Source organism: Paenibacillus sp. FSL R5-0341 (assembly GCF_037975235.1).
GTDB classification, from domain to species: domain Bacteria; phylum Bacillota; class Bacilli; order Paenibacillales; family Paenibacillaceae; genus Paenibacillus; species Paenibacillus amylolyticus_A.
Window position 1 is genome coordinate 586,407 of record NZ_CP150241.1, and the last position, 20,303, is coordinate 606,709.

Consider the following 20,303-nt stretch of genomic DNA (forward strand, 5'->3'; position numbering starts at 1 on the left):
ATTCATTAGTGGAACTGTTATACTGAAACTACTATAGGGAGAGTGTATGTATGAAAAGAATGACGAAGTTGACGTTGCTTATGCTGATTGCTTTTTCGGTAATGCTCGCAGGTTGTGGCAACGGGGATAAAAGCGGCAGTCCAGTCAACACGGATACTCAAGGTGGTGGCGAAGCTGCTGCCGGGGACAAAACCATTAAAATCTTTCAATTCAAAGTCGAAATTGCGGAAGCGCTTAATCGTCTCAAAGCGGAATATGAATCCTCCCATCCAGGCGTCAAACTGGACATTCAAACCGTGGGTGGCGGCAGTGACTACGGTGCTGCATTGAAAGCCAAGTTTGCCGCAGGCGAACAACCGGACATTTTCAACGTAGGTGGTTATCGTGAATTGGATACATGGCTTGAATATCTGGAAGATCTGTCTGGAGAATCATGGGCCAAAGATGCGCTCGAAGTAGCCAAAGAGCCAATGACCAAAGACGGCAAGCTCTATGGACAGCCACTCGCGCTGGAGGGTTATGGTTTCATTTATAACAAAGACCTTTTCCAAAAAGCGGGTATTACCGAAATTCCAACGACACTGGAACAATTGGACCAGGCTGCACAGAAACTTCAGGCCGCAGGTATTACGCCTTTCTCGAACGGATATCAGGAGTGGTGGGTATTGGGGAACCATAACGTAAACGTGGCATTTGCGAATCAGGCAGATCCGGTGAAATTTATTCAGGGGCTCAACGAAAGCACGGAAAAAATTCCTGGCAATCAGGTGTTCACCGACTGGATTAACCTGCTCGACTTAACGTTGAAATACAGCAACAAAAACCCACTGACAACCGACTACAATACACAGGTAACCTTGTTTGCGAGTGGAGAAGCGGCGATGATGCAGCAAGGGAACTGGACTCAAGTTCAGATCGATGGAATCGATCCGAATCTGAATCTGGGTATCCTGCCAATGCCAATTAACAATGAACCGAATGACAAATTGTTTGTCGGCGTGCCGAACTACTGGGTTGTGAACAAGAATTCCCAAGTGAAAACGGAAGCGAAAGAGTTTCTGGAGTGGCTTGTAACTTCGGATATCGGTAAACAATATATGACCAAAGAATTCAAATTCATTCCGGCGTTCAGTTCCATCACGGCATCCGAAGAGGATCTGGGTGACCTCGCGACAGATATTATGAAATATAGTCAGGAGAACAAAACACTGAGCTGGAACTTTAACCGTTTCCCTGAAGGTGTTCCGCAGGAATATGGTAGCACGATCCAAGCTTACGTTGCAGGCAAATCGGATAAAGCCGGATTGCTCGATGCGTTGCAGCAGAACTGGGATAGTCTGAAAAAATAACAGATTCCCATTCATTTAATTAATGTGTGAATAACAAAAAGACATGTAAAAGGTGGCTCCAGATTAATCGGAGTCACCTTTTTTATTCGGAAAATTTCCAGTTAGAAAGTGCAAATATGAAAGAATGGATCGACTAATACAGAAAGTAGAGGTGTTTGTATAATGTCTACAACCTGTTGTTAGTACAAGATATGGCAACAAATAGCCAAAATTTAAATATTTGTAATTTTTAGATTGACAGTCCCAACCGATATCCATATTATAGAAAAATATAGCAGAAAGTAAAGAAATTTGAATTGGAGGTGAAGTTCTTTATGAAGGATATCGTATTCCTGTGTGACAAGCGGATTAACACCAAAACCGGGTTTCTCGATGCCTTGTCCAAAATATCGGATACAACCAACATTTTGTTGGTGGAACAAGGATATGAACAATTTTCCTCATTACCAGAGGGGTTGTTTAGTGCTGTGTTCGAAGTGAACGATATTACTCGGATTGATCAAGTGGAAGAGGTTTTTGAGCGCATTTTGGATGAGTATGATGTGGAACGAGTGATTGCCCCCACTGAAAATGTAGTGGAAACAGGAGGGTATCTCAGAACACGTTTTGGTATCCCTGGCATTCAGAAGAACCAGGCCGAGACGGTGCGAAACAAGTGGATCATGAAGGAGACATTGCGGCAGGCGGGAATCCATACGTCACAGACACGTATTGCGTCCAATGCAGTACAGATTAGAAAGATCGTTGCAGGTATTGGCTTTCCCATCATTATCAAACCGATTAGTGGCTGGGCGACGATCATGACGTACAAGCTTAGCAATCAAGAGGAGCTTGAGCAGTATATCAGCCATTCCTGGAATCGAGAATCAGTGCTCATTGAGGAATTTATCACCGGCAGGGAGTTCCATATAGACTCCGTCGTTTCAGAAGGTAAGCTTATGTTTTCCTCTGTCTCTGAATATTTGTTCAATTGTCTCGAAATCGTCCAGAATGATCGCCCTTCCGGCACGATCTGTTATCCCACTAACACCAACTACGAATATGTGGAACGGATGCAGTCATTCAATGAAGAGATCATACGGACGCTTGGAATACGTAACAGTGTGTTCCATGCAGAGGTATTCCTTCTGCCGAATGGTGAGATCTGTTTTGGAGAGATTGGAGCACGTATTGGAGGCATTGTCATCATTCCGCCAATGGTGTTGAATTCCCACCAGGTTAACCTGTTTGATGCAGCCATTCAAACGGAACTGGGAATATATGAGGCCCCAACCCTTGTTAATTCAGGCAAATACACTGGTGCGATTAATTTCCCATCTGCTGTGGGCAAGATCGAAAGTATCTCATCAGCAGAAGATTTCAAATCGATGGAAGGACTTATTGATATCCGAATTAACTATACATCGGGTCAGTCCATTTCAGGTGGTCGCGATACGATGTCTAGATCCGGATTTGCCATTGTGGAAGGTCCAGATATTGAATTCGTTAGAAAACAACTTCTAGAACTACATGACAAGTTTGTCCTGGTTCACCAATAAACCATTCTAGGAGGGCTTTGGGTTGTTGCTAGATAACGCTGATGTGAAGAGATTGGATAGTCATGATTGGAGAAAGCAGGAATTTGAGCATTTTGAAAAGGACATGACCAGTGAGAGTCCACGGTTTCCCTGCATATTCGGCTCGATGGGACTCAACCGTAATGAGCTGCGGTTCTCTTTTTTTAATGATATAGAAGATGATTCCATAGAAGAGCTTGCAAAGGCATTGAGAGAATATGTGGAACAGGCAAGGAGCTTCGGAAACTACACCTCCATGGTTACATTCTTTAATATTGACAAGGATTTATCCATCCATGAATATCAGCATACATTTTGGTCCATCCTGACCCGGCTGCACAACATCGACTTGAAAGAATGGCCAGAATCCATACCGAATGAAGAGAATGATCCTTTATGGGAATTTTGTTTTCATGGGGAACCCATTTTTGTCGTTTGTAACACACCAGCACATGAGATGAGAAGGAGCAGACGTGCGAATACATACATGATTACCTTTCAGCCCCGATGGGTCTTTGATTCGATTGGCTTGGGAACACCAAAAGGAGATAAATCCAAGGATTTGGTGCGAAGCTTGCTTCGGCAGTACGATGCAATTGATCCATTCCCGCATCTTGGGATCTACGGAAGTCCCAATAATCGGGAGTGGCTGCAATATTTTATTCCAGATACCAACGAAGTTTCTGCTACAGCGCAATGCCCATTTCATCATATGAGGAGGAATAGTATGAGTTCAGTTCAATATATCCAGGGGTCTGACGTCACACTTGAAGAAGCTGTAATGCAATTGCTGCCTGTAACCGGTTCAGTCGAGGTTCAAAGAGATACACCATTCAGGGAGCACAAATCCCATACCCATCCAACAGACGAAACTCTTTTAATCATAAGCGGAGATATTACTTTCTATACTGAAGAGGGGGAGCTGTATTGCACGCCTGGTGACCGCATTCTGCTTCCGGCTAATACGGTGCACTCCTCCAAGGCTGGGGAGAATGGGACGTTGTATATTATTGCTTTGGAGTTCGTGGAGCAGCCGAAAGAAGAGGTTCTGGCATGAGTCGGTCCTCCGTTGGTCTGCTCATGAGAAAAGGTTTTTCCCTGCACGGGGATCATATTGAAGCTCTGGGGAGAATTTTTGAGGAGGTCCATTTATGGACCTCTGTTCCTGGGTATGAACAAGATCCGCGCTTTCGGTCGGTTCAGCTTCTTCCCAAGTATGAGAATGTGGAAGAAATGATTGAGCAGGCGAAAGAAAAGGGAGTCCCGTTTTTTGTTACCTGGCAGGAGACGGATATTGTGCTGAATGCCAGATTAAATGAAGGATTGGGAAGACAGGATATCCCTGTTCGGGCAGCTGAGATTGCCAGAGATAAGTCCAGACAACGTCAGTTTTTGCAGCAGCAGAACACAGCCTGTCCGGTATTTCATGCTGTAAATACGATGGATGAGGCCGTATCAGCAGCAGCAAGTGTAGGTTATCCGGTTATTATCAAACCGACACTGGCGGCATCCAGCAGTCACGTAGCGCTCGTTCATTCTCTTACCGAATTGAAGCAGGCCTTTGATAGCATATCGCAACTTGCCGTTTCGCAATCCGGATTGTACTTCGATGATGAATGTCCTGCAATAGCGCTGATTGAAGAGTTCCTTCCGGGCGAGGAGATCACACTGGATGGAGTGGTCGTCCACGGAACGTTTTATCTGGGGGGAATACATAACAAACTCAGAATGCCAGGTCCTTATTTTGAAGAGGATGAATATACCCTGCCTTTCCAGGGAGAATCCAATGTGGAACAAGATCTTTGTGAGATGGCTCGGCAAATATGCACAGGTCTCAAGCTTGAAAATGGACTGTTTAACGTTGAAGCCAGACAAAACGCAAACGGGGAGTACAAAGTGGTGGAATTCAGCTGTCGTATCAGTGGGGGGCATGTCTATCGCAATATCCGCGATGTGTACGGGACCGATCTGGTGACCGCCCATGCTTACGGTCTTCTGGGCGAGGATGCGCTTGCTGCCCATTTTGCGAAACGAACGGCTCCAAAGTGTGCAACCTGTATCAAATTTGTCTATCGTGACGGGAAAGTATTAAATAATGCCAGCGGTGAGGCAGCGAGCGATGTCAGGTACCGGGCTTATTATCCGGTAGCTGCCAAAGGAAGAGTGGTCCACTCTGCTCCAAAAGGATTCGACATCACAGGTCTGCTGTCTGTGCGTACCCAATATGAGGGTCCTGAGGACATTGAATCGGTTAAACTGGCTGCAAGGGTTCTTGAACAAAAGCTTGATTTGCAAGTTGCTGAGGTGAGACAGCTGCAATGATGCAGACTATTCTGTTCATCCTCTTCCTGTCTATTACCCTATGTGGAGATACCATTCTGAATATTACTCTGATCTGGTCTGTACTGGAACAGGGCGGGTCCATTACTCATCTGAGTATCATTATTACGATAATGAGTTTGGTGCCTATTTTACTGCAAAAGTATAGCTTTTTTCTTAAAACGGCCCTTAAAGAAAGACCATTACTAATTTTCAGCTTGGCCCGTATTCTGGGCATTGTGTTTCTGCTTGTGTTTTTGATTCAATTTTCAGGTAATACCAATGTGTATGGTTTATATCTGATTGGTGGTATTTTCTCCGTGATTCTGTTTTTGTCCAATCAAAGCCTGGAAATCTACATGTCCCAGATGGTATTGGACGGGAAAATCAAATCACACAAGGCCTCGCATGACTTGCAGACTGCAATTCAGATTGGTGCATTTGGAGGGAGTGCGGTAACTGGAATCCTGCTCAGTATAGGTGGGTTGCCAATGATCTCGACGGTACTGATGGTGACGCTGGCTGTGGGCATGATGGCTCCATGGCTCATTCCGATTCTGTCCCGATCCGGTCAGGTGGATCAGAACGTACAATCAACGGAGGCGCCGCAGATTGCGTACTCCGACGTCGTGCGGAAAAAAGTACTGAACATGACCATACTGGCGGTAGTTGTATTAACCGTGCAATTGGGAGCAATCAATTTTATAGTACCGATTTTGTTCCATGATATCTATAACTGGGATTCATCCCGGTATGGGGCCATGGGCGCAGCAATGGGTCTGGGTGCTTTTCTGGCAACGATGATTCGTAAGTGGGAACACCGAATTCCAATGTATCTATTTATATTGATTGGTGTGATAGATATCATCATTGGCACAGTACAGGTGTTTGCGGTGTCGTTGATCTGTGGATTCATGCTTGGGTTTGTATTTAACCGGACTCGTATCATGCAAAGGTCTGTCATGTTTGATAACTTGCGCAGCCGCGAAGAGACCATGAAGTGGTCGGGGAGATCAACGTTCGCCACTCAATTTACAAGATCAGTTGTCCCACTGGTGCTGGCACTTCCGCTATCTCTGATGGGGCAGGAGAACACGGGCGTGCTGTTAGGAACACTGGGTGTTACGGTGACAGTTATCTTGTTTGTCGCCATCCGACTGGAGAACAGATTGCCGCTTCAAGGCACCGAATCGATCATTGCTGGGGATAGTAAACCTTCAGTTTGAAACAAGGATACAACCCGTATCGGTTGGAAAATGAATTATACGAAGGGTCAGCCAGGTACGTTCTGGTTGGCTTTTTTTTGTTGTATCCACAGGAAGATATGTGGACAAGTAAGGAGGAGTTGGAGCATAAGAGCCTCTTTTGTTAACAGAAAAACTTGTTTTTATTTAACTAGTACTATATAGTTCTAAATATGACAAATCAAAAATCGAACACAGTCCCTGCCAAATCCAAGAGTACCAATCCGGTGAACCGGACCAAGGCAGTTGAAGTGGCTGCACAGTTATTTCTGCGTCAGGGGTACACCTACGTCAGCATGGATGAGGTTGTACGAGTGAGTGGAGTATCCAAGTCGAATATCTATTATCATTTTAAAAACAAGGAGGAATTGCTTCAGGCCGTGGTGCAATATTGGATTGCCCAGTATGAATCGGAGCTGTACCTGCTGCTCAGTCAGCGCGAGCGAGGGGTAGAGGAACGTATTTACTCATTCATGGCTATGCTGTCAGCAGGCATTGAGGGCCGGAATTACGAAGGAAGCTGTCCGTTTGTCACGCTATATATGCAGACACCCGATAGTGCCCCCCAAGTGAAGGAAAGCATATCCAGATTCTTTCGTGAGCTTAGACCGATGGTGGAGAAGCTGTTTCAGCAAGGTTTGGATTGCGGTGAATTTCGCAAAGAAATCGAACCGGGACCGGCCGCGTTGTTGTTTATTGCAGCATTAGAAGGTTCATTAATCCTCGCTGGAACTGCCCGTGATGTTGGGATTATAGAACAATCGGCACGTACATTTTGTCAGATGCTTCGTTAATCGAAGCTCTTTTTTTGAATATAACTAGTACTATATAGTACTAAAAGGAGCCGAAACAGAATGAATGTACATACTAACCATGAAGCAACCACGACCATTTTTATGACAGGTAGCACAGGTTTTATCGGCAAAGAAACGGTCAAACAACTCACGCAGGGAGACGCACAATTGCTCTTGTTGGTTCGTTCGGAACAGCGAGCCAGAACTGTGCTGAAGGCTTATGGAGTGAAGGATTTCAACCGAATTACTTTTATTACAGGTGATTTGTCCATTTGGGGTCTTGCCCTTACCGCAGCGGATCGGGAGCGTGCTCTTGAAGCGAGTGTGATCATTCATGCGGGTGGAACAATGGACGTCACTTTGGAACGAAAGGTAGCCGAGCAGATATTTATGAACGGGGCCAGAGAAGTGGCTCAGCTTGCACAAGAAATTCACCGTACCCGTGGACTGCGGCACTTTATCCACGTTGTCGGTTTCATGAGCCCTTATGGAGAGCGGAATGAACAGGGGAATTATCTACAGGTTGAGCATGTGGATAACAATGAAAGTGCGTATGAAGAGATGAAGTTTCATGCTGATTTGCATATTCGGGAGCATGCAGAGCAGCATAACTACCCCTTATCCGTTGTGAACCCGAGTACAGTGGTTGGACCGCGTCCCACCGGTGAAACAGAGCAAACGGGTGGGATTGGGCTGCTTATCCAGGCCATCCAGAGAGGTCTTATGCCCGTAGTACCTGGAGGTTCGTCCTATTGGTTACCCCTTGTGGAGAACGATATTGTTGCACAGACGCTTGTTTTTCTATCCAGGGAAGCTGCTCCAGTCGGAGGCACCTACCCACTGTTGGCGCGGAAGGAAGACAGTCCCAATATGAAGGTGTTGCTGCATCTTCTGGCACAGCAATTGGACGTATCCAAACCCATAGGGGCCGTACCACTATCATGGATTCAATGGGCTATGAAGTCAGGTGGTACACGTATCAGTGGTGTTCCAGCGGAGTCGGTTGCTTTTATTACCAACAGGTCATTCCCGGTTGAAGAGACGGAGGCTCTGTTCACACGTATGGGGCAATCCTGGCCGGACATCCGGGAACAGCTTCCGCTGGTTACAGCCGATCTGGATTATCGTCTTCGTTATACGCCGTTACCTGAGGGTTTTCCGACAGATTATATCCGGTCACGGAGTGGGGATATGGCTATGCTTGGTTGGGAGGGTGAAGGGGAGCCTTGGATCATTGTGCATGGCTTGCTTCAATCTGCCGATGAGATGTTACCGTTGGGACGACAGCTTAGGGAACGGACAGGGAACCCGGTATGGTTAATCGATCTCGCTGGATTCGGACGGTCCCCTGTGCATCAGGGAGATGAGGCATTTGAAGGTCAGGTGAATGCACTACTTAAGGCGCTTGGTGAGTTCGAAGGTCCTGTGAAGCTGGTGGGTCATTCGATCGGTGCAGCTATTGCAGCTGCAGCACAGATGCATAGCGGGCGGACAGACATTCGGCTGGGTTTGCTTCAGCCAGTCGCTAACAATTCGAATCCGAATGTACTGAGATGGATTTCCCGTTTGCCAAGAGGTGTGATGCGCTCCATGCTGCGTGGCAGATCGGAAAAAAGTTGGAACCGGATGTTCAGTGCATACAGCGATGGAGAAGACAACAGTGTTAGGTATCATACGATGGCCAAGAGAATACGCTCCAGCCTCCAATCTCCTCGAATTGCGGGAGCACATGCGGATTTGTTGCGGTGGATCCACTCCGGTCAGCGAAAAGGCGCCAGATCAACGTTGTGGGCGAAATTAGAGAGTCAGCACCGCGCTCAGAATGCATTAGTCATATGGGGCAAGGCAGATCGAGAATATCATTATCCCCGGGATATGAACCCACTGATCAAACACATAGAAGTGCCCTATGGGCATTACTTTCCGACGTTTCAGTATAAGGAAACAGCTGCAATCCTCGCCGAATGGTCCGATACCGTGAGATGAGTTCAGATTCGGACATGCAGGAATCCCATGCCAATTGTCGAAAGGGTCAAGTCGGGTTGTGAAGAGATACACCATAGACAGGAGAGATAAATGTATGAGTCAGCAACGTGTTGAAATCAGTAAAAATGTGCTAACCGAGTGTCTGGGGCTGCGTAGCGGAGAGAATCTTGTGGTTGTCGCAGACGATATGAAACGGGATTTGGCGGAATCCATCTATGAGGCAGGAAAAGCACTTGGAGCAGAGTCGGTCCTGCTAATTATGGAGGAACGCAGCAGATCTGGAGAAGAGCCGCCTGCACCCATTGCAAAGGCCATGATTCAGGCGGACGTAGCCGTGTGTATAACGCGGTATTCATTAACCCATACCCAGGCACGCAAACAAGCGGCTGCATCAGGGACCCGAGTGGCAACGATGCCTGGTATGACCGAGGATATGTTTATGAACGGAGCAATCACGGCTGAATACTCACAAGTAAAGGCATTAACCGAGAAGGTAACGGATCTATTAACGGCAGGTCGTCATGTACGAATAGAAAAGCAGGGCCATAGTCTTTCCTTTTCCATAGAAGATCGTAACGGTGTACCGAGCACAGGTATGTACTTGAATCCCGGTGAATCGGGCAATTTGCCATCTGGAGAAGCCTATATAGCTCCGGTTGAGGGTAAAGGCGAAGGCCGTATTGTTGTAGATGGTTCCGTTGCTGGAATAGGTGCACTCCGTGAGCCTATGCTACTAACCGTCAAGGAAGGACGTTTGGTGTCAGCTGAAGGCCCGGATGGGGCTCAATTACTGGCAACACTTGGCGAGGGGGATGGTCGCTTTCTTGGTGAATTCGGGATTGGGACCAATAACAAAGCGCGAATCACGGGTGTAGTGCTGGAAGATGAGAAAGTGTATGGCACAATTCATATAGCCTTTGGCAGCAATAATACATTCGGTGGAACGATTGCCGCCGGTGTGCATATCGATGCAGTTGTACAAAAGCCGGATGTGTACATCGATGATAAGTTGATTATGCGTCAAGGTGAATTGGTCGAATAAATGAATCACTGAATAACTTCATTGAAGGGAATTGGGCATGTCCACAACGTGTCCACAGTGATGGATAACTAGAGCGAAAATTCAGATTTTACGTCAGATTTACAAACAAATACACAACATGTCCACATTAAAATAATGAATATCCACATGAAATGCTAAACATATCCACAGCATGTGTGCAATATGTGCACAACTTATCCACAAATCAGGTATAACTCATGTTTTCATTCGAGAAAACAGTCCTTTTGGAGTAATAAAACGAGTTATCCACAGAAATCTCAATTTTTTGTTCCAAGTATTTGAAAACATAGAAACAGATCCATAAATATGGGGATAAAAAAGACCAAAGATCAGCTTCGTGCCGATTTTTGGTCTTTTCACATGTGAAATAATGAAATTGAATGTTAGGTTACTTACTCTCCGTATTGAAACGACTAACTTCCAAGAGCAACTGATCTGCATGATCCGATAATGCCTTGGCGGCTTCTGCGATGTTACCAATAGATTCGGATTGCTCCGTTGTGGAGGATGCAGCTTCTTCCGTCGAAGCAGCACTTTGCTCGGCAACCGCTGCGAGGCCTGTAATGACGTCAGAGACCTGAGCTGCACCTGATTTGATGCTGTTCATGCCCGAAGTAATGGAATTGATCTGATGAATAATCTCTTCAATGGACTGACGTATATTCTCAAATGATGCTGACGTCTCTGCCATAGATTCGGATTGGGCTGTACTATTCAATCTGAATTGCTCCAGCTCTGCTGCACTTTGCTGACCTGCAGTATTCAGATCATTCAGCAACTGATCGATACCCGCTACAGACTGTGAGGACTGTTCTGCCAGTTTCCGAACCTCACCAGCCACCACTGCGAATCCTCTGCCATGCTCTCCAGCACGGGCAGCTTCAATAGATGCATTCAAGGCCAGCAGATTGGTTTGGGCCGCAATATTCTGAATACTGCCCGTAATTTCGGAGATTGCTCCAATTTTGCTAAGGAGTAGTTCATTGGATGTTTCGACTCGAGTAGTGGATTGTTGCCCGACTTCAGAAAGATTCATCTGGCGGCTGATAGCACTTGTACCACTTTCCATGGCCTGAGTAACATCCAGTATCGTTTGAGAGGCTTGATGAGCCTCATCTGTAATCTGATCAATCACTTGATTAATGCCAGATACCATTTCTGCACCGGATTGGATGGATTCAGCCTGTTCGCTTGCACCCTTGGCAATCTCTTCAATGACTGTGGAGATCTGACCTGCAATTTCATTGCTGTCGGAAGCTTCCTTGTACATCGTTTGAGAAGAGGCCTGTACTTGCTGTGCGGAGTGATCCACCTGTTGAATCAACTGACGCAAAGAAGTAGACATGGCATTGAAAGAAGTACCTAATTGGGCAATTTCATCTTTACCTTTGACGTCAACTTGCACCGTAAGATCTCCTGCGGCCAATTGTTGCGCACTGTTCTTCATATTCAGCAGGGGTTTGATCGTTCTGAGTGCTAAGAAGTAGGCCAGAGCGGCCAGCACCACGGTGAAAATAACGATAAACGCCAGATACAGCTGTTTTGTCTTGGTGAATTCCGCCAAGGCAGCAGCTTTGGAGATGGAGGTTGCTACAATCCAGTTGGTATTCGGAATTTTCTCGTAATAGATTAACTGCCGATCGTTATTATACGTATATTCGGACAATCCGCTAGGTTGATTAAGCATCGTACTCACAATATCGGTATAGTCACTCTGCTCGGCGAGAGGTGTGTTCAACAACTCTTGATTCGGATGTGAGAGCACAACGCCCTTTTGGTCCAGCAAAAAGGTAAATCCGTTGTCTGTGTGGATTGAACTGATCTCATCCTTAATGGAATCAAGTGATATATTTTCCGATATGGCCCCTTGGAAATTCCCATTCTCGTCATGTAGTGGCACGCCGATGAAAATGGACTGTATACCGGCTTTGGTGACATAGGCATCACTGAACGTAAGCGCGTTCGAAGCTTTGATGGCTACGTACCATGGACGCTCTCGTGCATCGAAAGTGGCATCTGGTATGAAGCCTGCTCCGTCTAAATATGTACCGTCTTCGAGGCCGAAGTAAATGGTGGCGATATCCTCTTTGTTAGAGGCCAGTTGGAATGCTTGTAGATGCTCCATGCTGATCTCATTGAGGGGTACCGTATCATCAATGACTTTGCCCAGTGTTTCGATGACTTTGGCTTGAGTCAAAGCCCATCCATCGACTTCTGTTACTGCTTTTTGAACTGTGCTTTGCAGCTCATTGTCTACGGATTCTGTCGCTTGCTTCTCAATCACGTACAGCGCGATATAGCTGAGTGGCGCAGCGAGCAGAATGCAGATGGTGGTGACGATGACAATGACTTTAGTTTTGAGCGTCATGATTTTCCTCTTTTCTAATCCTGTATATACTATTTATATCGGCAGTTGATGCGGTAATTTTATATGGCTGTTGGTAGGGGGAGTGAGCGATTCAAGATCAGATTTCTTCACGGGCAGAAACAGTTACACAAGCGGCCCTTTCATCAGACGTAATCCAAGGAAATGGAATTTTGTTGAATCCAACCAGGGCAAATGAGCAGAGCGGAGACAGCAACCGTAATGCAACGTTTGTTGAAGTTGGCAAAATTGATCTGAAGCCTAAACATTTGACTGAAAATAACCGATACACCAAAGTAACATCTAATGAGACGAAAGTAGTCTGATTATACGGAATGAGAGGGTATGGGGATAATTATGGATGAGGGCATGCAATATATTAATTTTTCGGTAGGAGACCAGATCTTTGCACTACGAATTGATGAAGTTCATGAGATCATCAGAATGGTGCAGGTGACAACGGTGCCATTTGGAAGTCCGGAGATCAGAGGTTTTGCTTCGTTGTATGGTAAGGTCGTTTCGGTTGTGAGTCTACGTGTATTGTTAGGCATGCCAGACCAGGAGGATACCACTTCTACACGTATTATTGTGGTGCCTTACAAAGGTGGATTTGTACCGCTGATCGTAGATATGGTCGATTCTGTCGTAAGTTACGATCGTTTTGAGGAACCTGCTGAGGAACATCGCCGTTTCATGCTTGGCGTTTTTGACAAAATCGGGTTCTGTGAAGATCATCGTGCTGGCATTTTGAACCTGGATGTATTGCTGGGCAGCTTGATCAGATCATAGTAATATAACGATCCGTAATTCTTTGAATATTCAGTATTATCCTTCGATTTACCCAAATGTTCCTCATCCGCTTTTCGGGAGAAGGGACATTTTTTTGTACCGCTAGGGCGTGTCTGAAAACTCCGAAGGATGCACTTCAGTGAGTTTTGAGACACGCCTTAATCATCGAAATAACCACTTTTTGTGGGTAAAGGTTTTTAAATCCGGTCATTTTCGTATATGATGGAGAGTAACAATGCGAAGGGATGACGGGAGACTTTAATGATGCAATCGCTGTATGGAGTATGGCTTGGTGACGTATTTTTTTGTTTTTCCGGTGAAACATCGGAACCACGTGTGGATGCATGGAGCCACGTGGTAAGAAGGTTGAATTTTGGCGACGGGGGTCGTCTGTTTCAGCCTGCCGCTCTGCGTCTTGCGGAGCTGCGCTGGCCGAATCCGCTGAGGAACACGGCTGAAGCCAAGAACACGAAGCGGCGTCAACTGCTGGGACGCACATTGGAAGGATTGGCAGTCTCGCCCAAGGATGCCTTCAGGCTACTGCTGCAATGGGATGACCGTTTGTTAAATGCAGCCGGAATTCAGGTTGGAGAAGAGATGCGTTACTGGATCAAAGCGGCGCAGTTCACACAGGAGCTGCTGTTGCGAGGAGCAATTGCTCCATCGGCTGAATTCGCAGCAAAGACCGGCGCACGGCGACGGACCGGGCAAGAAACATTGACGGGAGTATGGCGGCCACGCTTGGAACAGGAGGAGGACATCGAACGATTCCGTGATCTTGCTGAAGCGATGCCTCCCATCGGATTGGCTGCTCCCGGAGCCTATGCTTCATTGGAACCGGAAACGCGTGAAGAAGCAGGGGCGGCGGTATTATTTTCATTCATGAGTGGAATGATTCATGCTGTAGTGACAAGTGAGTTGGAGGGTATGGACAGTGAACTGTCCCGATACCGTACTCCTTATCGACGCGGATCTTCGCCAGTAGCCGAGCTCTGGTGGAATAGTCTGATCTCGATGTTCCGTCCTGTAACAGTGCAAGGGCCGACGGACGACATGACAGCGTTTATTCATACGTTGCAAGAAGCTGGTGGAACGACGATGCCGATCGTGGGAGCCGAAGAAATGGCGCCTGCCGAAGGCCAATTGAAGCTGGTACTCCGTTTGGAGCCGCCACTGGGCGAACATGAAACGATCTGGGGAATAAGCTTTTGGGTAGACAGTGAGCAGGAAACGAGCCTGAGGTTGCCTGTACGTACCATCTGGGCACATCCAGAGCGAGATCTGGACCGGGGGAAAGTATTATATACCTCGGCGGCAGAGCAGCTGTTGATGGCACTCGGGCATGCAGCAGAACTGGCACCTGAACTGGAGACGGCGCTGCTCACCGCTCGTCCCGAGGGAATTAAGCTGGAGCAGCAGGGTTTCTTTGAATTTCTCACGCATGCGGTTCCACGTTTGCAGAAGGCCGGGATAACCGTTCTCATGCCTTCAAGGTGGAGTCGTGCCGGGAAACGTCGGGCGGGACTACGTCTACAGATGTTGAATCGAGGAAACGAGCGGTTGCCTGGAGCCACATCGGCACTGGGCATGGAACAATTGGTTGCTTTCAAGGCGGAGCCTATGCTGGATGGCAAACCCGTCACGGCAGAGGAACTGGCAGCACTGGCTGAATCCACAGTTCCCTATGTTATGTTCCGCGGTGAATGGATTGAAGTGGACACGAAAGAGATTCGCCAAGTCCTGCGTTATATGAAAAAAGAAGAAGAACAATATATGCCTCTATCCGAATGGCTGCATCTCGCAGCGGATGAAGGGGAGGATTCCGCATGGAAGGGCCTTTCCGTCTTCGGTGCAGAATCTGATGGGCTGCTCGCTTTCCTGCTCGATGGACAGGTGCTTCGTAGCATTGAGCCTCGTCAGGTTCCGGCAGAATTGCACGGTGAATTGCGTCCTTATCAGGAAAGAGGTTACCAATGGTTATCAGCCATGCGCGAGCTGGGCTTCGGCGTATGTCTCGCAGACGATATGGGACTTGGGAAGACCATTCAGGTAATTACCTGCCTGTTGGACCGCAAACACGAGGAGCGCCAGGCAGCCGAAGAGGAAGCCCGCGAGAATGAGATGCTGAACGGATCTGATGATGTATTCCCAACGGATCAGCATACGCAGGTGCAGCCTGTTCATCTGCCTGCACTTATTGTGTGTCCTACCTCGTTGCTTGGAAACTGGCAACGTGAGCTGAAGCGGTTTGCCCCGGATCTGTCACTGTACATTCATCATGGCGGACAACGGTTGCACGGGAACGATTTTCAGGCAGAAGCGCAGACGCATGACATTGTACTCACGACCTATCATCTGGCAGGTAGAGATGGACCGGATCTGGCTTCGTTGCACTGGTCCACCATTGTGCTGGATGAGGCTCAATATATTAAGAACTACCGTACCAAACAAGCGCAAAGCGTGATGCGTCTGTCTACACTTCATCGTATTGCGATGACAGGAACACCTGTGGAGAACCGCTTGAGTGAACTCTGGTCCATTTTCCAGTTCCTCAATCCGGGGTATCTGGGCACAGCTTCATCGTTCCGCCAGCGGTATACGGGACTCGGCCCATCTGAAGAAAATGCGGCATCCTTGCGTGAACTTCATCGATTGGTATCTCCGTTCATGCTGCGCAGGCTGAAAAGTGATCCGGATATTCGCAAGGATCTGCCGGAGAAGCTTGAACTGAAATCCTATTGTTCTCTGACGCCGGAGCAGACGGTGTTGTACCAGCGTGTGGTGGACGATCTGATGGGTGGTCTGGATGGCAGAAACGGGATTGCCCGCAAGGGAATTGTTCTGTCATCTCTGACCAAGCTCAAGCAGATCTGTGATCATCCGGTGCTGGCGGACAGCAATCGGAAAGACCACGGTAAGGCTGAGGCATCCGGTAAGATGGAACGTTTGCTTGAACTGTTGGACGCCATCCGTGATAACGGAGAATCTGCCCTGATCTTCACGCAGTATGTTGCTATGGGGGATCTGCTGGTGTCGAGGTTGAAACAACGATATGAGGAAGAGCCGTATTTCCTGCATGGTGGTGTGTCGAAGGCGCAAAGAGACGATATGGTGGATACTTTCCAAAAAGGTGAGGGGCCGTCCATGTTTGTTCTATCTCTTCGTGCCGGAGGTGTAGGTCTGAATCTGACCCGCGCGAGTCATGTCGTTCACTATGATCGGTGGTGGAATCCCGCGGTCGAGAATCAGGCGACGGACCGGGTATTCCGAATCGGGCAGAATCGCAATGTACAGGTGCATAAGCTGATCTGTCAGGGAACACTGGAGGAACGGATTGATGAGCTGATTGAAAGCAAGAAGGCACTGTCCGAGCAGGTCGTCGGTTCAGGTGAGAATTGGCTGACCGAGATGTCGGATGATGAGCTGCGCGGTCTAATCTCACTTCAGGGTGAGACGTGGCTGTGACCTTGAAAGCTCAGGAGAATATAGATGTTGAGAAAGGGGGATTGTTGTGAGCGAAAAATGGAAGATCGAGATGCATATGTCCCCCGGTGGATGGACAGCAGAAGTAAATACAGCAGCGGAAGCGGAACAGGAAGTTTCCGTTTTCGCTTCCGCTGCTGAGGGCAAGACCGGATCAGCCGCAGGCGTGTTCACGGTCACGGGAACGCCATCGCCACTGAGCGAAGCCCAGCGCGAGGCTGTACTGGCTCAGCTGCGCAAGCGCCCGCTGACGCTGTACGCTCTGCTGCGCGGCGGCCCGGCGCCTGAAGAGCTTGCCGGGCTACTGCCGGCTGCGCAAGCGCCCGAGGGCTCGCCAGGCGCAGCCACGGCCAGCTCGGCCGTGGCGTGCACCTGCGGCCGCCCGAGCTGCGCGCATGCCGCGGCCGCTGAGCGCGCCGTAACCGCGCGCCTCGCGTCCGAGCCGCTGCTGCAGCTGGCGCATGCCGGCCTGCCGCGCGAAGCGCTGCTCGCCGGCGTGCTGGGGGCATGGGCGGAGGAACTCGCCCATGATCCCAGCGGCCCCGGCCGCGCAGCAGAAACGGCTGGCCGCCCGCAGGCGCGGGGCGGCGAAGGCGGCGCAGCCGTCGGCGAGTGGATCGCCGAGGCAGCCGCAGACGGCGCCATGCACCAGCCGGGGCCGGGCTTTGGCGCCGTTGAGGTGCGCCTCGCGCAGCCGGGCAAGCCGCCGGCTCTGCCGGAGCTGACGCGCTGCTGCTGCCGGGCGTGCCGGCCACCGCAGGGCTGGACTTGATCCGCGAGCGTGTAGCCGCGCGGATGTGGCAGGCTGTCCAGAAGAAGACGGACAGCCCGGCAACCAAATGATGTACTCATCAGAGCGGGGGAGATCTCAGATCACCCCTGCTTGTTTTTTATTGCATAATCACTTTTGGATATATGAAGGCATATTCCCATTTCACTTCTATTGTGTACAGCACTGGGATGTTGCTCTAAAAGTCCAAAAAACGATCATATAAGCTGTACAGCGCGTATATATTCATCCGGATCTCGTCTAAAGGAGGTCTTTACCGGTGGAGCTTCGCTCCCAATTAAGGTATACTGTCGCAGGGAACATTGCACGCAGACAACTAGACAGCAACATTTATATTATGGCGATAGGAGTTTTTACATGAAATCACATACAGGAAGACAGCGCCGCATGGTGGTTATGCTGTCCTCATTGATGATATGCGGAGTATTGCTTGCCGCGTGCCAGAACGGTTCAGGCACAGAGGAGAGCCAGAATCCGAATGGAACAGGTAACACACAACAGGAGACGGACGGCACTACGGTTCATTTTACGGAGGATAAAGGAACGGATGGCGACAATGCTGGCGGTGATGACACATCATCTTCTGGCAACAACGGTGAAGGCACGGATAGCGAGTCTGGGAATGCTTCAGCGGGCGAAGGGCAGGGCTCTTCGGACAATGGTAACGGGGCGACAGCGGAAGATCCATTGCTGGAGAAACGCAGTATCAGCGCACTGCAAACGACAATTGATGCAAAATCCGTGGTGACCAATGCCGAGTCTATGACCGTTATTGTGAACAAGCAACGGAGTCTGCCTGACGGTTACGAGCCGGACGATCTGGTAGAGCCGAATGTACCGTTCTCCTTCGACGAACCACACGAGAAGCGGCATATGCGCAAGGAAGCAGCCGAGGCACTGGAGAAGTTGTTTGCAGGTGCAAAAGCGGATGGCATTGAGCTTCGTGCGGTGTCCGGTTATCGTTCATATCAGCGTCAGGTATCCATCTATAACAATAATGTCAAAACCAAAGGTCAAGAATACACGGATCGCGTGAGCTCTGTGCCGGGCCGAAGCGAACATCAGACGGGTCTTGCCATTGATGTATCCAGCCCGAGTGTGGGCAATGTGCTGGAAGAGGTATTTGGCACATCGAAGGAAGGTCAGTGGCTGGCTGAACACGCTGCAGAATACGGATATGTCATCCGTTATCTGAAAGGTGAAGAAGATACCACAGGTTACGTCTATGAGCCTTGGCATATTCGGTACATCGGTACCGATTTGGCACCGGATGTGGCGAAGAGTGGGTTAACTCTGGAAGAATACTTCGATGAGGCTAATATCAAGTTGTAATTTAAATCCCCGAATGAACCGTCCTTGATCTAACCAATGGGCAGTCATTCAGGGGATTTTTTTCTGTGCAAAAATGTTAATGGAGTTAAGATAGAATTAAACTTGATTCCATTGTCCGAGATGATGGGAGACTGATATAATTCATGTTTAATCAGATGAGATAAATACAACCAAAGCGAGGGACGAGAAAATGAGTAGACAGCAAGTATTTACCGGTTCCCCATGGGGAACCGTTGGTGGGATATTGCCGTGCCATCCGTGTAGGTAACCGAATTGAAGTGGCGGGTACAACCGCGATGCAAGATGGTGTAGTTGTTGGGGCAGGTGATCCGTATGCACAGACAAGGTTCGTTTTGCAGACGATCGAGAATGCACTGAAAGAACTGGGGGCGGACATGTCGCATGTGGTGAGAACCCGGATGTTTGTGACCGATATCTCCAGATGGGAGGAAGTTGGCAAGGCGCACGGTGAATTTTTTGGACAGATCCAGCCTGTAGCTACCATGGTTGAAGTTAGCGCACTCATTGATCCCTTGTTGATGGTTGAGATTGAAGTGGAAGCGATTGTTGAAGATGAAACCCAAGCCGGTTGATTCTGGCGATACCCGGAAGATTTTCTAAGGAACACGGGACGTCTTATTTGGCGATAAGGTCCTCTTGCTAAAATGTAAGGAACATCAGACACGTTATTTCCCAAATTCCTTTGATAAAAATGCTGTAAACAGCTATTTATTCAAACATAGCTTGCCTGAGATTCCTTAGATTCCTGCGGGTGCTTCAAATCCTTGAATAAGACACCTCAGATTCGTTAGCGTTAACTCCGCTTGCTCTTACATTCAGTATGCAACGTATTTCGTATGCAGCGCACATCGCACGTGTCTGCTCCGGACAAGTTTCAGATATCCTTCGGTTTTAAGCAGTTTGTAGACACACTCTAAAAAACCAGAACCAAAACCAGAACCAAAACCAAAACCAGAACCAAAACCAGAACCAGAACCAAAACCAAAACCAGAACCAAAACCAGAACCAAAACCAGAACCAAAACCAAAACCAAAAAAAACAACCTTATCCATGCCTGTCAAAAGACAAGCGGATAAGGTTATTTTGAATTGACTTCGCCGCCTGGCCGCACGGCCGAGCTCTTGATGCACCAAACTCATGACACTGCGCGTCAGGAGCTACATGCGGATGGCTGGTCATTATGATGCTCCACACTCATGACCCCGCGTTAAG

General features: G+C 48.4%; 15 protein-coding genes and 1 pseudogene. 14 read left to right on the forward strand and 2 right to left on the reverse strand.

All coding sequences use genetic code 11. The features are described 5' to 3' along the window. The first annotated feature begins 50 nt into the window (after nt 1–50). The 8 genes from MKX75_RS02790 to MKX75_RS02825 all read left to right on the forward strand — a co-directional run bounded on the left by MKX75_RS02790 (nt 51) and on the right by MKX75_RS02825 (nt 10,290). Nucleotides 51–1,349: an ABC transporter substrate-binding protein gene (locus tag MKX75_RS02790; RefSeq protein ID WP_145151910.1), complete on the forward strand. Its 1,299-nt coding sequence runs from the start codon at nt 51–53 to the stop codon at nt 1,347–1,349. 314 nt (nt 1,350–1,663) lie between these two features. Next, on the forward strand, nt 1,664–2,887 hold the full coding sequence (locus tag MKX75_RS02795) for an ATP-grasp domain-containing protein (protein ID WP_339168338.1): 1,224 nt from the start codon (nt 1,664–1,666) through the stop codon (nt 2,885–2,887). A 22-nt stretch (nt 2,888–2,909) separates the two neighbouring features. After that, on the forward strand, nt 2,910–3,962 hold the full coding sequence (locus MKX75_RS02800; protein ID WP_339168340.1) for a YqcI/YcgG family protein: 1,053 nt from the start codon (nt 2,910–2,912) through the stop codon (nt 3,960–3,962). Further along, nucleotides 3,959–5,227, forward strand: a complete 1,269-nt coding sequence (locus MKX75_RS02805; protein WP_339168342.1) for an ATP-grasp domain-containing protein — start codon at nt 3,959–3,961, stop codon at nt 5,225–5,227. The genes MKX75_RS02800 and MKX75_RS02805 overlap by 4 nt, the downstream gene beginning before the upstream one ends. Next, a complete protein-coding gene (locus tag MKX75_RS02810; RefSeq protein WP_339168344.1) occupies nt 5,224–6,450 on the forward strand; it encodes an MFS transporter in 1,227 nt (408 codons plus the stop codon). The genes MKX75_RS02805 and MKX75_RS02810 overlap by 4 nt, the downstream gene beginning before the upstream one ends. A 245-nt stretch (nt 6,451–6,695) precedes the next feature. Then, on the forward strand, nt 6,696–7,262 hold the full coding sequence (locus MKX75_RS02815) for a TetR/AcrR family transcriptional regulator (protein ID WP_339170310.1): 567 nt from the start codon (nt 6,696–6,698) through the stop codon (nt 7,260–7,262). Between the two features lie 60 nt (nt 7,263–7,322). Then, nucleotides 7,323–9,248 carry an alpha/beta fold hydrolase gene (locus MKX75_RS02820; protein ID WP_339168346.1) on the forward strand — a complete coding sequence of 642 codons (1,926 nt, stop codon included), beginning with the start codon at nt 7,323–7,325 and terminating at the stop codon, nt 9,246–9,248. Between the two features lie 94 nt (nt 9,249–9,342). Next, nucleotides 9,343–10,290: an aminopeptidase gene (locus MKX75_RS02825; protein WP_339168348.1), complete on the forward strand. Its 948-nt coding sequence runs from the start codon at nt 9,343–9,345 to the stop codon at nt 10,288–10,290. 409 nt (nt 10,291–10,699) lie between these two features. Here MKX75_RS02825 and MKX75_RS02830 read toward each other — a convergent pair whose 3' ends face one another. Then, entirely contained in the window at nt 10,700–12,679 is a 1,980-nt protein-coding gene (locus MKX75_RS02830; protein WP_339168349.1) for a methyl-accepting chemotaxis protein, read from the reverse strand. Nucleotides 12,680–12,852: 173 nt separating this feature from the next. Here MKX75_RS02830 and MKX75_RS02835 point away from each other — a divergent pair, with 173 nt between their 5' ends. The 6 genes and pseudogenes from MKX75_RS02835 to MKX75_RS02860 all read left to right on the forward strand — a co-directional run bounded on the left by MKX75_RS02835 (nt 12,853) and on the right by MKX75_RS02860 (nt 19,663). After that, nucleotides 12,853–13,002 carry a hypothetical protein gene (locus MKX75_RS02835; protein WP_339168350.1) on the forward strand — a complete coding sequence of 50 codons (150 nt, stop codon included), beginning with the start codon at nt 12,853–12,855 and terminating at the stop codon, nt 13,000–13,002. A 19-nt stretch (nt 13,003–13,021) separates the two neighbouring features. After that, nucleotides 13,022–13,465, forward strand: a complete 444-nt coding sequence (locus tag MKX75_RS02840; RefSeq protein WP_076332714.1) for a chemotaxis protein CheW — start codon at nt 13,022–13,024, stop codon at nt 13,463–13,465. Between the two features lie 261 nt (nt 13,466–13,726). Then, nucleotides 13,727–16,930 carry a DEAD/DEAH box helicase gene (locus MKX75_RS02845; RefSeq protein ID WP_339168351.1) on the forward strand — a complete coding sequence of 1,068 codons (3,204 nt, stop codon included), beginning with the start codon at nt 13,727–13,729 and terminating at the stop codon, nt 16,928–16,930. A gap of 46 nt (nt 16,931–16,976) precedes the next feature. After that, the gene (locus tag MKX75_RS02850; protein WP_339168352.1) at nt 16,977–17,720 is read left to right on the forward strand and encodes a hypothetical protein; all 744 of its coding nucleotides are present in this window, start codon (nt 16,977–16,979) and stop codon (nt 17,718–17,720) included. Between the two features lie 375 nt (nt 17,721–18,095). After that, nucleotides 18,096–19,070: a M15 family metallopeptidase gene (locus MKX75_RS02855; protein ID WP_076332717.1), complete on the forward strand. Its 975-nt coding sequence runs from the start codon at nt 18,096–18,098 to the stop codon at nt 19,068–19,070. A 190-nt stretch (nt 19,071–19,260) separates the two neighbouring features. Further along, nucleotides 19,261–19,663 (forward strand): annotated as a pseudogene (locus MKX75_RS02860) (RidA family protein). A 243-nt stretch (nt 19,664–19,906) separates the two neighbouring features. Here the strand turns inward: MKX75_RS02860 and MKX75_RS02865 are convergent. Then, nucleotides 19,907–20,230, reverse strand: a complete 324-nt coding sequence (locus MKX75_RS02865) for a hypothetical protein (RefSeq protein ID WP_339168353.1) — start codon at nt 20,228–20,230, stop codon at nt 19,907–19,909. Between the last annotated feature and the right edge of the window lie 73 nt (nt 20,231–20,303).